The organism is Bartonella vinsonii subsp. berkhoffii ATCC 51672 (assembly GCF_902825225.1).
Lineage (GTDB): Bacteria > Pseudomonadota > Alphaproteobacteria > Rhizobiales > Rhizobiaceae > Bartonella > Bartonella berkhoffii.
Window position 1 is genome coordinate 1 of sequence record NZ_CADEAK010000284.1, and the last position, 398, is coordinate 398.

1 protein-coding gene is annotated in these 398 nt (G+C 36.4%); it reads right to left on the reverse strand.

Features of this window, described 5'->3' with window-relative positions; translation table 11 throughout:
• Window positions 1–83 precede the first annotated feature (83 nt).
• The coding region (locus J7R10_RS09285) for a UvrB/UvrC motif-containing protein (RefSeq protein WP_208436528.1) at window positions 84–398 on the reverse strand (315 nt) is incomplete at its 5' end.

Here is a 398-nt window from a genome sequence, read left to right on the forward strand (position 1 = left end):
GGTTATCTATTTTTAGGGCAATATTTGTTGCTTTTCATTTTTAGTTATTTTTTTAGAAGAGCAAAAGATTATTTTTGGTGATTTTAATTTTTTCGCTCCTTTGTTGGACGCGTTTTTTTTCGTTTTATGGTCGCTTGGTTAGGGGTGCTTTTACGAGATTTTCCTTTTCTATTTTCCAAAATACCAGTATCCATGGTTGGTCCCATGTGATCAAGGTCTGGTTTGGAGAAAAGACTTGATTGTAATATCGGGTCATGGCTGGATTGTTCTCTATGATGTGTTAAGGGATTCTCCGCGATTTCTAGTTCTATCTTTTGTAATTGTTTGATTTCATCGCGAAGTCGTGCTGCCTCTTCAAAGTCAAGATCAGCAGCTGCTTCATGCATTGATTTTTCAAG